General features: G+C 38.3%; 11 protein-coding genes and 2 pseudogenes. 2 read left to right on the top strand and 11 right to left on the bottom strand.

What is annotated here, in order from left to right; genetic code table 11:
- Positions 1–373 precede the first annotated feature (373 nt).
- The 4 genes and pseudogenes from ACSU6B_RS05945 to ACSU6B_RS05930 form a co-directional block, all read right to left on the bottom strand.
- Entirely contained in the window at positions 374–1,810 is a 1,437-nt protein-coding gene (locus tag ACSU6B_RS05945) for an amino acid permease (RefSeq protein WP_410883552.1), read from the bottom strand.
- A gap of 140 nt (positions 1,811–1,950) precedes the next feature.
- Positions 1,951–3,138, bottom strand: a pseudogene (locus ACSU6B_RS05940) (aldehyde dehydrogenase family protein).
- Between the two features lie 56 nt (positions 3,139–3,194).
- Positions 3,195–4,235 (bottom strand): homoserine dehydrogenase, encoded by a 1,041-nt coding sequence (locus ACSU6B_RS05935; RefSeq protein WP_410883550.1) that lies wholly within the window; start codon positions 4,233–4,235, stop codon positions 3,195–3,197.
- 28 nt (positions 4,236–4,263) lie between these two features.
- Positions 4,264–5,484 (bottom strand): cystathionine gamma-synthase family protein, encoded by a 1,221-nt coding sequence (locus ACSU6B_RS05930; protein ID WP_410883548.1) that lies wholly within the window; start codon positions 5,482–5,484, stop codon positions 4,264–4,266.
- Positions 5,485–6,016: 532 nt separating this feature from the next.
- Here ACSU6B_RS05930 and ACSU6B_RS05925 point away from each other — a divergent pair.
- Positions 6,017–6,667 carry a GntR family transcriptional regulator gene (locus ACSU6B_RS05925; RefSeq protein WP_410883744.1) on the top strand — a complete coding sequence of 217 codons (651 nt, stop codon included), beginning with the start codon at positions 6,017–6,019 and terminating at the stop codon, positions 6,665–6,667.
- Between the two features lie 635 nt (positions 6,668–7,302).
- Here ACSU6B_RS05925 and ACSU6B_RS05920 read toward each other — a convergent pair.
- Positions 7,303–7,770 (bottom strand): DinB family protein, encoded by a 468-nt coding sequence (locus ACSU6B_RS05920; RefSeq protein WP_410883546.1) that lies wholly within the window; start codon positions 7,768–7,770, stop codon positions 7,303–7,305.
- 91 nt (positions 7,771–7,861) lie between these two features.
- The gene (locus ACSU6B_RS05915; RefSeq protein WP_410883544.1) at positions 7,862–8,374 is read right to left on the bottom strand and encodes a DinB family protein; all 513 of its coding nucleotides are present in this window, start codon (positions 8,372–8,374) and stop codon (positions 7,862–7,864) included.
- A gap of 276 nt (positions 8,375–8,650) precedes the next feature.
- Here ACSU6B_RS05915 and ACSU6B_RS05910 point away from each other — a divergent pair.
- Positions 8,651–8,827, top strand: a pseudogene (locus ACSU6B_RS05910) (recombinase family protein); the annotation flags it as partial.
- 318 nt (positions 8,828–9,145) lie between these two features.
- Here the strand turns inward: ACSU6B_RS05910 and ACSU6B_RS05905 are convergent.
- The 5 genes from ACSU6B_RS05905 to ACSU6B_RS05885 all read right to left on the bottom strand — a co-directional run bounded on the left by ACSU6B_RS05905 (position 9,146) and on the right by ACSU6B_RS05885 (position 15,458).
- Positions 9,146–10,093, bottom strand: coding sequence for an alpha/beta hydrolase (locus ACSU6B_RS05905; protein WP_410883542.1), 948 nt, complete (start codon positions 10,091–10,093; stop codon positions 9,146–9,148).
- 194 nt (positions 10,094–10,287) lie between these two features.
- Positions 10,288–11,286, bottom strand: coding sequence for a TauD/TfdA family dioxygenase (locus ACSU6B_RS05900; RefSeq protein ID WP_410883540.1), 999 nt, complete (start codon positions 11,284–11,286; stop codon positions 10,288–10,290).
- A gap of 176 nt (positions 11,287–11,462) precedes the next feature.
- Positions 11,463–12,755 (bottom strand): MFS transporter, encoded by a 1,293-nt coding sequence (locus ACSU6B_RS05895; RefSeq protein ID WP_410883538.1) that lies wholly within the window; start codon positions 12,753–12,755, stop codon positions 11,463–11,465.
- A 94-nt stretch (positions 12,756–12,849) separates the two neighbouring features.
- Positions 12,850–13,905, bottom strand: a complete 1,056-nt coding sequence (locus ACSU6B_RS05890) for a TauD/TfdA family dioxygenase (protein ID WP_410883536.1) — start codon at positions 13,903–13,905, stop codon at positions 12,850–12,852.
- A gap of 32 nt (positions 13,906–13,937) precedes the next feature.
- The gene (locus ACSU6B_RS05885) at positions 13,938–15,458 is read right to left on the bottom strand and encodes a long-chain-fatty-acid--CoA ligase (protein WP_410883534.1); all 1,521 of its coding nucleotides are present in this window, start codon (positions 15,456–15,458) and stop codon (positions 13,938–13,940) included.
- Between the last annotated feature and the right edge of the window lie 112 nt (positions 15,459–15,570).

Raw genomic sequence — 15,570 nt, 5'->3', positions numbered from 1 at the left:
CTCCGCTACAGTCAATTTTCTGTGATCCCGTAGAAATGATGAAAGGACGAGGACTTTCTATTTCTTATATCATCAGTGTCTGAGTTCATCAATATAGACCAAAGTTGGAAAAATGTCTTGGCCGTTACTTAAGTTAAACTGATTTTAGGTAGAGTCGAAGCGATGAATTTGGTTAGAAAGGACAGATTCTCCTGTGGGAAAGCCTGTCCAAAGTCAGGTGAAATTCATTCAGCAATGGATTGGATTAATAGCTTAACAGTCTGACAACCGCAGATTTTGTACGTTTTTTTATTTTATTTACAGTTTTTTACACCTCTCCCGATAGTATCAGTAGTATATTCCAGTTTAATGGATCTCTTACACCAGACCCACTCTACTTAATATTCTCTATATACTGATCGAGTTCAGCATGAGAATCTAATAGATTCTTCTTTCCACGATTTTTAATATAGTAGTAAAAATAGCATAAAGCAATGAAGGGTACTCCGCTATACAGAGCAATTCGTTGGCTTTGATCGAAAGCAAGTCCTACACAAGAAGCGAAACACAAAACAAAAGCAGTGATGGGCACAAAGGGATAAAGCGGTGTACGAAATTTCAAATGTGTAATATTCCCCCCCTCTTTAATAAAACGCTTACGAAACATATACTGCGATAACACAATTCCCATCCACACAATAACCACGGCAAATCCTGAAATAGCTACAAGCACTAAATAAACCGTATCTGGTGCAACTACACTAGAGAATAACGACAAACAGGCTACTGCCATACTTACAATTAACGCATTAAGCGGCACTCCTTTTGAGGTTACCTTTCCTAAGAGGGGGCTTATTGTTTTTTCGTTGGAAAGAGACCATAACATACGAGTAGATGCATAGAGACCGGAATTTGCTACGGATAATAAAGCTGTAAGAATAACGAAGTTCATGATATCAGCTGCATAAGGAATTCCTATATTATCAAAGACCATAACGAACGGACTTTCAATGACTCCCGCTTCTTTCCAAGAGATTAATCCAGATAATACAAATATAGCACCGATAAAGAAGAAAACGGTTCTCCAAATTACATTTCTAACGGATCGGGGTATGTCTTTTTCCGGATTTTCGCTCTCTCCCGCGGTAATTCCAATGAGCTCTGTTCCTGAAAAGGCAAAGTTTACGGAAATCATAGCCATTAAAACTGGAAGCAGCCCATTAGGAAAAAGACCTCCTTCACCAGTAAAATGTGAGAGCATCGGGGCAGATGCATGGCCTTTCATTGGTATGAAACCAAACATCGCAGCTCCCCCCAATATGATAAATAAAATAATGGTAATTATTTTAATTCCGGCAAACCAAAATTCTGCTTCCGCAAAAAATTTTACTGAAAAGGCATTTAGTAGAAAAAGGGTAATCGCAAAGATGACACTCCATATCCAAACGGAAGTATCAGGGAACCATCTCTTCATTAATAGACCGGATGCGGTAAATTCCGATCCTACTGTTACCACCCAGGTAAGCCAGTACATTACACCAATGGTAAATCCGGTAGCAGGACCGACATACTTTGTAGCATACGTTTGAAATGAACCGGTTACCGGCATGGCTACAGTTAATTCACCAAGGCACAGCATAACAAGATACATAATCAATGCCCCAACTAAATAAGCGAGAATCGTCCCTCCTGGTCCAGCTTGATTAATGGTATAGCCCGTGCTTAGAAAAAGGCCCGTTCCAATTACCCCTCCTAGCGAAATCATGAACAAATGTCTGCTTTTCATTGTACGCTTTAACTGATTTTGATCAGAATTATTTGCCTGTAGCATCCAGTTTCCTCCTTTGGTATAGGTAACCACGTGGCCAACCTATTAGGTCAATTCCTATTAAACTAGCATTATACCACTAAATTTTCTTATTATCTTTTAACGGCAACCTTAAAACAAACAACTTTTGGTTCGGTCATTTCTTAAAGTGCAAATTTAATTCCTTCACGACCTATACCAGAACCTTTCCCCCCCCCCCAAAAGGCATCGCATCTATTCGATAATCGGAGCTGTCATTTACGATAACCCCGCCTACATCCAGCTTACGTACAGCCCCCAAAGCATAATCTAAATTTTGAGTGAAAATACCTGCTTGTAAGCCGAAAGACACATTGTTAGATTGAAAAATAGCTATATCAAGATCAGGAACACTATAAAGGGTAACAACTGGTCCGAAGACTTCTTCCGTTGCCAGCTTGCAATCAGCTGGTACATTCTCTAAAACAGTTGGGTAATAAAAAGATCCCTTTGTTTGCCGCCACAAAGCAATTTTGCACCGCTTTCAACGGCTTCATTAACCCAACTCTCCACCCGCTTTGCTTCCTTTTCTGATATCATTGGCCCCATATCGGTTTCCTCTGAAAATTTATTACCCACTCGATACTTTAGAGTACGAGTAAGGAACCTTCCGACAAAGTCCTGATAAATCCCTTCTTGAACATATACTCTTTGCACTCCGAGGCAATTTTGACCTGCGGCACAAAAGGCTCCGGAAACAGTTGATTCAACGGCTTCTTCTAAATCAGCGTCTTCCAGAACGATAACCGGTGAGTTCGATCCTAATTCCATACTGATCTTTTTCATGCCCGCCTTTTGCATAATCACTTGGCCAGTGGAAAGTCCCCCTGTAAAAGATATCATTCGTATCGCTGGATGGGTAATCAGGCTTTCTCCCATATCACTTGGATAACCGGTAATGACGGATAAAACTTTAGGAGGCAAACCTGCTTTTTCAAATGCTTCTGCCAATAAAAGAGCGCTTAATGGTGTAGCTGGTGCTGGTTTAACGATAATCGCATTTCCAGCAGCAATAGCTGGCCCCACTTTATGTGCAACAAGGTTTAATGGATCGTTAAAAGGCGTGATCGCCACAATGATTCCAATAGGAAAACGATAATAATATCCCATGCGATCTTCACTTCCCGGCATTTGGTCAAATAAAATCGTTTCTCAATTCATTCTCCTTGCCTCTTCAGCACTAATACGGCAGGGACAGTTGCGATTAAACGATTATCTTGGGGGTCGAAGACTTTAATGCTTTTGGAGCGGGATACCCACTTTCCAGCTAGAAACATCTTATTTTCTTTTGTCTGTGTCTCTATAAATGTCATTATGTAACCACCTCATATGACTAATTTTTTATTTTGTAATTTAATAGTGCAAAAGATTACAATTGACCGCGGCTAATGTTAATTAAATCAATAAGAATAGAGAATCCGGTTTCCTTTCGGCCAGCTCCGGCACCAATAAGCGTGATAGGACCGGCTAAATCGCAATCATATGTAATCGCATTTTGTGCACCTGAGACTCCAGATAAAGGATCTGTAATCGGTATCGCTTCGGGACCTACCTTTGCGATGACTTTATCACCATCTTTTATACATTTAGCAATAAGTTTCCACTTTTTCCCCTCAGATTTTGCCCATTGGATATCTTGTTGTGTAAGATGACTAATTCCTTCACATTCTACTTCTTCTCGTTTCATCGGAACGTTCATGACAATATTAGCAAGAATAGTAGCTTTATATTGTGCATCATACCCCTCGACATCACTTGTAGGATCTGCCTCAGCATAGCCAATAGTTTGTGCCTCAGCCAATGCTGCCTCATAACTCAAGCCTTCTTCCATTTTGGTTAAAATATAATTGGTCGTTCCATTTAAAATCCCACGTATTTCAGAAATATTATTTCCTGCCAATGCAACGAGGGGCATTCTCATTGCAGGTGTTCCGCTCATAACGGTTCCTTCAAATCCCCATCGAACATGATTCTTTCTGGCTAACTCAACTAGCTCTTGGTAAGCTAAAGAAACTGGGCCTTTATTACTCATTACTACATTCTTTCTGCTTTCAAATGCTGCCTTACAATGATCGATAGCAGGTTGGCCGGTTTTGACATCTGTGAAAGTAATTTCTACAATGGTGTCCGCATTACTTTCACGGATTGTCTGAAAACTATCCCATCCTCTTACCAAACCAGGGCTTTCCGGGTAACGATCAAGTTTCCCTGTTTCCTTTACAGCTTGTAATGCTTTTGCAATATCTAAGCCTTCTGGATGATAAAGAGATCCCTTAAGAAAATCGGAAATGGCAACAATTTTTGCATCAAAGGCAAGTTCGCTGAGTAACAATTCACCTTTTTCTTCTAAAATTTCTGCAAATCCTTGACCAACTACACCAAAACCAAGCAACGCAATTTTATGTGTCATACTCAATACCTCTTCCATTGTTATATTTTCACTTGCTGCTATTAACAGGCAATTGCGATTCTAAATGGGAAAAAGCTTGATCTAAATCCGAAATAAGATCTTCTGTATCTTCAATCCCTACGGAGATACGAACCAAACCTTCCGGAATACCAAGAGCTTTCCGTTCTTCAAGAGTACATTCGACATGGCTAGTCGTTCTTGCCGGTCCGTATATCGTTTCAACAGCTCCAAGATTTCCAGCTTTGTTTGCATATTGTAATTTTGGCAATAAAATTTTGATCGCCTCCATTTCATCTTTCAATACAAAACTTAATATTCCGCCGAAACCCTTCATCTGTTTCTTTGCAATTTGGTGATGTGGGTGTGTTTCTAATCCAGGGTAATAAACTGCTTCCACAAGCTTTTTCTTTTGCAGATACTTTGCAATCGCCATTGCACTCTTTTCTTGCTGTCGAACACGCAGTTTTAACGTTTTCATCCCTCTTAAAATAAGATAAGCTGACCACGGATCCATGGTTGCTCCATTAATTTCCCGATAGTGATAAACTCTTTTCATCAGTTCTTTAGAGCCGCACACCACACCCCCTAAAGCATCGGCATGTCCGCTTAAAAATTTAGTGGCACTATGGATGACGATATCAACTCCTAATTGAATTGGATTTTGATTAATAGGAGTTGCAAAAGTATTGTCTATTATCACCAATGCCCCCACCGATTTTCCAGCTCTCACCATTCTCTCAATATCCGTAATTTTCATGGTAGGGTTGGTTGGAGACTCCAAATATAAAACCTTACATCCTTTGGCCACTTCAGCTTCAATTTCTTCATGATTTCCAGTGTTGCATAACGTTACATCTACATTGATATTCGGTAAGAATTCGGTAAAGATTTTATTAGTTCCCCCATAGGTGTCTTTTACGGATATTACCCGGTCTCCAGGCCTTAAAAATGTATATAAGGTGCTGCTAATAGCGGCCATTCCTGATGAGAAACCAATCGCTTCCTCCGCTCCCTCAAGAATTCGTACTTTTTCTTCAAAAGCTTGCACAGTTGGATTTGTCATTCGATTGTAAATATATCCAGGTTTATTTCCGATAGCAACCTCTTGCCACTCATCCACGTCATCGTAATTGTAGGCTACACTAAGCACCACAGGAACTTGGGTTGCATTGTAAGCAAGAGATTCTTTTTCTCCTGCCCATACAGCTTTTGTACCGTCTTGTATATCTTTAAAGTTTCTTTCACTCATGTTTCTACAACCCTCTCATTTTTATAATTTTGAAAATGTCCTTTTGTATCCCAACTAAATTTCATTAAAAAAAAATCCCCCTTTACGCTAAATTGTTTGTACTTCTCATTTTTAATTAGTGCGTTTTTTGGACACCTTCTTACTAAGACGCTTTAAATTATACAATATATTGTATAATGTATAATGTATAATACGCTGAATTATCTGAAAATATCTGTATGAAGATTATATAATGGACCTTTTCCATTTTCAATGTAAAACTTTAAAAATATATTTTAAAATCTAACTGTCTAGTTTTAATAATTAAGATATATTTGTATTGGCTGGTCTTAAAAAACCACAGCTCCGCTTCTTCCCTATTCTTTTAATTTTCCTAAAATAGGAATCTAATATGCATCGATTCATAACATATTAGACTTAGAGACAATAGATTTAAAAGGATAATGAGTTACTTTGGGACCATATTGAAGAATTTGGATGCTCATGCTAATATAAAAAGCGAGAATTTCTACTTTTTTTAACTTAGGGGGGAATAACTATCAAAAAGAGGTACCGATCACTAAAAGATCATGTATATGATTATATAGCCACAGAAATTCAGAATGGAACATTGCTTCCCAATCAAAAGATAAATGAAATAGCACTAAGCGAGAAATTAGAAGTAAGCAGAACCCCTGTGAGGGAAGCCTTAATTCAACTAGCTTCTGAAAATTTACTAGAGTCCTTTCCTCGAAGAGGATTTATTGTTAAGGAAATTGATACCAAGAAAAAGCTCGATGTTTTTAGTGTTGTTGGTGTACTAGATGCCTTTGCAGCCACTTTAGCTCTGGAGAATTTGACCGAAGATGACATGGAACTAATGGAAGAGTTGGTTAGGAAAATCGACCTTTCCATTTCTCAGAAAAATTATACAGATTATCAAAAATACCAAAACCAATTCCATAAAGTATACATTGATAAGTGTTACAACCCTACATTAATTGATCTTCTTGATTCTTTACAGAATAGTTTTGTCAGGCAGATTTATTTAAGTAAAGACGAAGAAAAACTCTTTACATCATTAGAACAAATGAATGAACAGCATAAACAAATTATTGATTACTTTAAGAATAAAGACAAAGAAAGCTTGGAGCACCTGATTAAGCATGAACATTGGAAAATAACTCATATCGATATGATATAGAATATATGGGGTCGGTTAAAAATGATTTACTAGAAAAATAATTTGAGTCAAATGATTTTCCTAGGTGAATTTCGATTCCCCTTAAAGACATGAAATGGCGCTCTTGTCAGCGCCCCCAGCCTTCCTCCACAATTTGAAACACCTGCCTCATGGCCTTATGCTCCATTTCGAAAAATTTTCCCCCAAGAAAAAACAGCGATTAGCTTATGCCATCGCTGTCTATATTCCCTAAATTAACCTGTAACGTTTGAATAAATCTCTTTGCCAAATCCTAGTGAAAAAATAGTACAGGTATTAATAGCAATGTAACATTAAGGTGCAGCCAAGAGTTAGATAAAATCTACATATGAATAACGAAGTAATCAATAAATTTCTAATTTAATTCCATCTACTTTGCGGGTAGTGTCAGTTATCTTAACTCATCATAATAGGTGACTTTACAGTATTCAATGTAAGCGTCAGGAAAATGCGTATTTATAACGTTAAGGAATTTTCATTATTAAAAAACCTAATTTCTCTGTGTTGTAAGTGAGAAATTAGGCTTTAGAATGTAACTTAATTGGCCTAGTCACAGCTTCGCTGGTACTACCCCGGTACCGGAACGAATCCGGGTTAAATGAAAATGTTGTCCCTTTTTATTGTCGCTCCCAAAACGCTGGCGGTTCAATCCCAAGTAACCGTAAGTAAATAAAACCTTGGCCCCGATGGTGGATTTCATTTTCCAACGCATAATGTAGACGTTCGAAATGACTCATTTCGCCACCAAAAAAGGGATCTTTTTCTACGGTGTGCAACCGTTCCTCGGTGATTTTTCGCCACCATTTTTGGACATCCTCCTTTGTTTCATGACAACCGTCTAAAAGCTCCGCTTTGGTTGAAACACCAGCAAAAGGTTGGCTATATTCCCATTCACCGAGAGCGATACCGCGTATATATCCGCGTTCAATATCTAGTATCTCTAAAATCATTTTTGAGAATGGCCGCAGCGGTTCAACCGGTGCAAAAGTGAATAACTTGTCTTCAGGAAAAGCCTCAATTGTTCGAATGGTTAAACGACGATTCTCATCCAAAATTTCGCGAAATTGCTCCAATGTCATGACCATGATGGTCGCCTCCTTAATTAGTTGTCCCTACATTAGCACTCTTTTAATTGAAGAATTTTCATAAAAATATACAAGACCCCCAGACGAGTAATCATGAAGTTTGGGGCATGAATAGGTAAAGTCCATAATCTTGCATCACAGAGGTGTGTCCCATTTGCCGTAACATGGTAGCTATATTGCCACGATGATAAGATCCGTGAGTGACAACATGTAGCACCGTTTCAGAAACAGAAGTTTCAAGTAATCCAGCATAGGGGTTATCAACCACTATCACCTTTTCAATATTTTCTTTGCTGTTCAGAAGTTCTTTGTAACGTTCAGATAAGTCTAAAAAGATCTTTTTCATTTCTTCAATACTTTTTGTTTCTACCTGCTCTATTAATTGATCTGCATACGCCAATGCTTCTTTCATGTCTTTACCTGAAATAATGTCAAACCATGTGTAATCGGTGGCATAAATGTGAGACAACACCTTTGATATTGAAGAAAAACCTGTTTGAATTTCCTTATGATAAACGTCTTGCGGAAGTTCTTTTAAACGATTAATTATAACTCCATTTGCCCATGTATGGTAGTCGTACATTTTTAATGCCGGATACGTCATTTTAAATTTCCTCCTTTTTTTCATGATCTTGTATTTTTTAATTGATACCTAATGACAAATAACTTACTTACAAATTCTGGAGGTAACTATAATTATTCTGTTTTAATTACAAAAATCCTTCTTTTAGCGTTTAAAAAGTGTGCAATTTATCTCTCAAAGTCACAACCTAATAAACTTCCATAATGTCTGTAACAAAAATATGTAACAAAAAATTTTGTAACAATATTTCCTCTTGAATCATTTTTGGTACAATATTTGGTAGAGGAGAGGATTAATTTGAAGTTTGGCTATATGCGTGTTTCTACATTTGACCAAAATTTAGATCGTCAAAAGAAACAACTTGAAGAATTTGGATGTGATCGTATTTTCTTTGAAAAAATAACTGGAACATAACGGAACCGACCGGATTTGGACCGAATGTTAGAGTTTCTTCGTCCGGAAGATATGGTAGTTTTTTGTGGCATCTTTCTTTGTTAGTTTTGATTGTGTTGCGACAGCATTTACTAATTCTGCCTTATTCATTATTCTAGAACCTCTTCTTTTTATTATTTGATATTATGTAGAAACGCATATCATATCCTATATATATCTGTCACTTTATAAAATTAGATAATAGACAGAGAAACTCCTGTTTTTTCCAAAGACTGATTACTTTAGATTGGTTTTCTAAAGTAATCAAATGTAGGTTTTAATATAACTAACATGCACTTGAAAATCACAGCTATAATATAATCCCTCTTTTATAATTTTTTCATATAAGAACATTTTCTTTCAATCTATCTTTATTTTATATTTAACGGAACTCAAGAACTTGTCGATCCTAGTAACAACCGAATCTATGTTCTTTGAGAAAATGGCCATGTTTGCAAAAAATCCGTGGACCATACCGGATTCACATTCATATTCAACTTGAACACCAAATTTTTTCAGACGTTCAGCATAGGCCATTCCTTCATCCCGAAGCACATCATTTTCCGCTGTGAATACAATTGCTGGCGGGAGACTACTTAGATCTTGAGCGACCAAGGGGGAAGCATACTCATTACACCTGTCCTCATTATTCCTTAAATAATGATCACGGAACCAAATCAACTGTTCACGATCAAGTCCAAATCCTTTTGCAAAGGTTCGATGGGATTCCGTATTGAACTCAAGATTTGTCGCAGGATAGATTAAGACCTGTGCAGTGATGTTTGGACCTTTTTTGTCTCTCGCCATCATCGTAACTACAGTCGCTAGATTTCCACCTACGCTATCCCCTCCAACTACTAATCGAGAAACTTCTCCGTTAAATGAAGTCCCTTTTTCATAAACCCATTGCAATGCGGAATAGGCGTCTTCTACTGGCGTCGGAAACTTATACTCTGGAGAAAGACGATAGTTTACGGATACAACAATACTTTCCGTTCGATTCGCTATCATACGGCAGCTTGTATCCGTTGATTCAATGTCTCCTAGAACCCAGCCTCCACCATGGTAGTAAACAAATAGAGGGAAAGGACCTTGCCCTTCCGGTATATATACCCTGCATTTGATTGTTTCATCCCCGCTTACAGGTATCATGAAATCCTCAACTCTTGAAAGCGGTTCTAATTTTACAGCAGGACGCGGCGCTTTTGAAAGCATCTCTCTTACTGACTTATGATCCATCGTATGAATAGGTGGCAGTTGATTAAATGCTTGTAAATATTTTTCTGCTTGCGGATCTAAATTTACCATAAAACATCATCCTCACTTCAGGTTATTCTTAAATTATCCAGTCTATATGCGAAACCATTATTCCTGTCACGACACTCTTAGATTAACTTCAAAATAAAAACATAAAATGGTGATTTTATTCATCATTTTCGTTGAATAAAATCACCATACAACTTGATATAAGAAATATTGGTGATTAGTGCTACCACCGGTTTTTATCTAATTACAGGTGCTCCTCCTATATAAAACTCGAAACCTGGAGCAATTTTTCGGCCATTTGGCATCATGAGCCACAATCTTAATAAATGACGTTTGCGGTCATCTTCTTCATAATCTTCAAATAGTGTACGTGAATGAAAAACGGTATAATTATTAACGAATTGGATATCACCCGGTTCCATCATCATATCAATATGAAAGTTTTTATTATGAGTAAGGGAATCTATAAAATCAAACGCTTCGATTTCCTCATTTGACAAAGAGATACCTGTTTTCGTTTGTGCTGATTCGACATATTGACGCATATATCTACAGCTTAATTTACCATCGTAATAGCTAAAGATCGGTGATGGAACAACTGGAGTTTGACCTGGTGCTTCTTCCCCACGAAGATCATGAGCGAATGGACGATAGAGAAATTCAAGGTACTCTGGGTGCTTCTCCAGAATTTCGTTATAGATAGACATCGCACTAGCTATACTGCTTAAACCGCCAGATTTCGCTTTCTGAAGACATAGTAATCCGACTACATCAGCAAGATCTGTGTGATAGTCAAGATGCACATTTGTTTGGTAACCACGTACTTTTGTATTATCATTAAAGTCTTTACCTATGTTTTTGATATGCCCTAAGAGGTCACCATTTTTGCTTTGGATGATGGGTAGGCCCAAGTGAAGTCCAAGACCCCAGTAAATGATACTAGCTTCATCGTCAGTATATTGATCCATTGGTAATCCACGAATCAATAGAAATCCTCTTCCATTCTCCAGCTCGTCAACAAAATAAGCAATTTCTTCAGCAAGGTCAGGAATCGGGAAATCCTCCTTGTTAAAATTGGGTGCCTTTAACCCTTTTTGTTGAACATGTAATACAGCCTTGTCAAGAGCTGCAAGGGTTATCTCTGACAAATAATAAATCCATGAATCATCTTTTGCTAGTTCGATACCTTTCCACGCTGAACGCCCTTGAATTTTTTCCTTTAAAATGACTGACATTAATATTCCTCCTTTATTTTGTTATATCGCCGCAATCGACCGACTATTTCGAATTTATTATTTATGGCACACTTATTATTATTATTATTAATAATATGAAACTATCATTCACAACTTATAATTAATTTAGATTAATATAATTTCGCTAAGAATCTTCCGATTTACCTTTATATCTCTTAAATACTCACTTGCTCCTCTGCTTCTATCATTGTAAGGCTTTCCTTAGCGGGACGTACACCGATCCAAAACAATAATCCGATAATGAGCATCCCTATAGAAGAGGCTTGAAATGCATATCCGTATCCGATAGCTTCAGACGCTGCATTTTGAATAAGATTGCCAAAAGCAAGTGGAGCAATAATACTTGCAATACTTGCAAGAGCAATGAACGTCCCTTGTGCCTTTCCAATGTTTTGAGGAGAAAAAAACTCCATCAATATGGCAGGGGCTAGTGATAGAATGACATAAGCAAAACCAGGTGCAAGGGTAAAGAATATTATGGACAAAGACGTTGAGTTCACGGTATTTGCCAAATATATACATAAAGCGGATAACATCATCATGAAACCAGCAAGATTAATTCGTGCTTTACGAATATCTCCTGTTTTACGATAAAGCCGATCTGATAGCAAAGCAAATCCAAATTGGCAAAAAGCTGCAAAAAGAAAAGGTAAAGACACGGCTAGTTTTAATGTTTGACCATTAAAATGTTGAACTTTGGTAAAGTAGGCTGGAAACCATACCGCTTGAACGGACAATAACCAATAAGCACACCCACCGCACAAAACGGTCAAAATAAAATTTTTAGATAAAAGATGCGGAAGAAACTGACGCCATGAAACCTTAGAAAGGCTAGACGACTGTTGCTCCTTTTGATGAATGGCAGTCAGCCCGATTTCTTTTGGACTTTCTTTACCGAAAATCATCCATAAAACCAGAACAATCAGTCCCAGTATACCCATGGCAATAAATGCAGATCTCCATCCATAATTATCGATTAAAGAGATTAATAATGGAGAAGCAATCGCCGATCCCCCTGTCGTTCCTAAGAGAACAGCACCAAAGCCTATTCCGTGTCTATGTTTCGGGAACCACTTTCCCATGATTGCCGTAGAAAGAGCTGGGGCTGGACCTTCACCTGCTCCCAAAATCATTCTTGTTAACAAAAGCAGAGACAAACTGGAAACGAAGGGCGTGGCAAATTGTACAATCAACCATACAAGCGATACCCATGTTAACATTTTTTTCGTGTTTTTGGAATCGGCCATGCCGCCAAGTAAGATAGAGGCGAAGGTAAAAAACCAAAAGAACGAACTTCCTACAACTCCCCATTGCGAGGGACTTAAATGTAACTCTTTCATTAAAGGAACAGAAACCAAACCAATAATTATTTTATCCACTTGATTGATCATCCCGCTAAAAACTAGAAATAATAAGATAATCCAAGAATATTTTGGAGTGCTTGTCATTTAAATCTCCCCACATTTCCCTATATAAGGAACACCTTTTCCTGAAATGAGAATGGGTGTTCCCACTAGTTTTAACGAAGCTTCTGATGCACAATTACTTTAAGGTTTCAACAATACCGCCAGCTGTTTTATTACGAGGAGGTACACCGCCGCGACCCGGTTTTCCCGTATTCTCATCAATAAACATCGCGAAATCCGGGGGAATTTCCCGACCATTTGGCATCGTGAGCCACAATCTTAATAAATGACGTTTTCGATCCAGTTCTTCATAGTCTTCATATTGAGTACGTGAGTGAAGAACCGTATAGTTATTGACGAACTGCATATCCCCTGGCTCCATCATCATGTTATAGTGTAAATTCTCATCATGAAGGAGGGAATCCAGTAAGTCTAATGCTTCAATTTCAACTTTCGACAGCTGGATACCTGTTTTCGCTTGTGCTGATTCGATAAATAAACGGACATATCGGCAGCTCAATTTTCCATCATAATAACTAAAGATTGGTGATGTAAATACTGGAGATTCTCCTGGCGCTTCCTCTCCACGACGATCAAAGTTGAATGGACGGCAGAGAATTCCTAAATATTCTGGGTACCACTCCAGAATTTCATTGTAAACAGTCATCGAGCTGATGATACTGCTGTGGCCACCAGATTTCCCTTTTCGCAGGCTTAATAGTCCAACAACATCAGATCCATCCGCATGAAATGGAAGATGCAATTTCGTTTGGTAACCGCGTACATTTGAATTTTCCAAGCTAAGACCTTGATCCCTAACGTGCCCTAAAAGTTCACCATTAGCGTTTTGCGATACCGGAGTTCCCATATGAAGGCCGAGACCCCAGTAAATAATGCTGGCTTCTTCATCTGTATACCTTTCAATTGGTAATCCGCGAATTAATAGGAACCCTCTCCCATTCTCCAGCTCTTCAACAAAGTAATCGATTTCATCTAAGAGATCTGAAATCGGGAAATCCTCCTTGTCAAAATTAGGTGCTTTTAAACCCTTTTGTTTAACATGAACTAAAGCTTTCTCAAGTGAAGCAATCGTTTTTTCAGACAAAGAATAAACCCATGAATCATCTTTAGCTAGGTCAGTGCCTTTCCATGCTACTGGCCCTATAACTTTTTCCTTTAAAATGGTTGACATAATTAATCCCCCTTTATATGTTGGTTCATTTCTTACTTCACTTCAGTTAATTCTCTTAACTCTCTACGCAAAATCTTCCCTGTTGAGTTCTTAGGCAGCTCTTTAAAAAATTCTACTCGTTTAGGAAGCTTGTACTTTACCAGCTTATCCTGACAGAAATGGATAATGTCATTCATGGTGATCTGCTCATCGTTAACTACGACAAAAGCTTTAACACTTTCTCCGTATTCCCCATCTGGAATTCCGATTACGGCTGCCTCTATCACGGCAGGATGTTGATACAGGACTTCCTCCACTTCACGAGGATAAACATTGTAGCCTCCAACAATAATCATGTCCTTCTTGCGGTCAACGATGTAGAAGTATCCTTCTTCATCCATTGTTGCGAGATCACCAGTGTAAAACCACCCGTCTTTAAAAGCAGCTGTAGTAGCTTCCGGCATCCCCAAATAGCCTTTCATTACATTTGGCCCTTGGACAACTAATTCTCCGACTTCTCCACTCGGCAATTCTTGTCCAAACTCATCTACAACTTTGCTTTGTACAGCTGGAATATTCAAACCGATGGAACCTGGCTTGCGAGTCCCTTTTAAAGGATTAATAGCGACGAGAGGAGCGGTTTCCGAAAGCCCATATCCTTCCAAGATAGAAACTTTAAACTTATTTTCAAATTTATACAGCAGCTCGACCGGAATCGAGGCACCCCCAGAGATACATATGCGAATAGATTGGCAATCCTCCGCAATTGCTTCAGGTAATTGATAGATAAAACTGTACATCGTAGGTACTCCAGCAAACACGGTTGCCTTTTTTTCTCGAATGGTGCTGACAACGTCATGAGGGCTGAATTTAGGCTGGATCAGGACTGTTGCCCCGCAAGCAATTGGTGCATTCAGACAAACAGTCATACAGAATACATGGAACATTGGCAGAACAGCTACGACACGATCTTTATCATCGAGTTCTAGTAATTTTAAAATAGAGTCCGCATTTGAAACCAAGTTCCGATGCGTTAACATTGCACCCTTTGGTTTCCCGGTTGTTCCTGATGTGTATAGAATGACTGCAAGGGTTTCCGCATCAATGTAAGGGCTTCCATAAATATTAATGCTTGTGCTTGTTTCCATGAGATTCTCCCAAGTCGATTCCTGATCCTCCGCTTCGGTATAAACCACTAGCTTCAGATTTTCCAATTGCTTCTTTACTACTGTCAATTTGGGTTCTACAGATACATGAGCAATGACCGCTTTGGCTTGACTATTGTCTAATATGTAGTTGATTTCCCCTCGGGTAAACAAAGGATTGATCGGAACAACAAAAGCACCAAGCCGTAAAATACCGTAATACGCAATGAGAAATTCAGGGCTATTACCTAATATAAGAGCCACTCCATCTCCCTTGCCGATTCCTTGAGCAGTCAAGCCTGCAGAGAATTGATTTACCTGCTGACTTAGTTCCCTGTAAGTTACACTCTTATCCCTGTAGATATAAGCGATACTTTCCGGGAAATTACTTGCACTTCTCTTCAGATTTTCGTTTAAGTTATAATTCATTAAATGAATTCCCCCCCTTTTTCTCACATAGGAGACTTTGAATGCCTACTATTGTGAATATTAAAAATATTATTACACTAAGTATACTCATAAATAATAATTAAATAAAATT

The sequence above is a fragment of the Neobacillus sp. C211 genome, from assembly GCF_051842875.1.
Lineage (GTDB): Bacteria > Bacillota > Bacilli > Bacillales > Cytobacillaceae > Neobacillus.
This window is presented reverse-complemented; position numbering and strand designations above follow the sequence as displayed.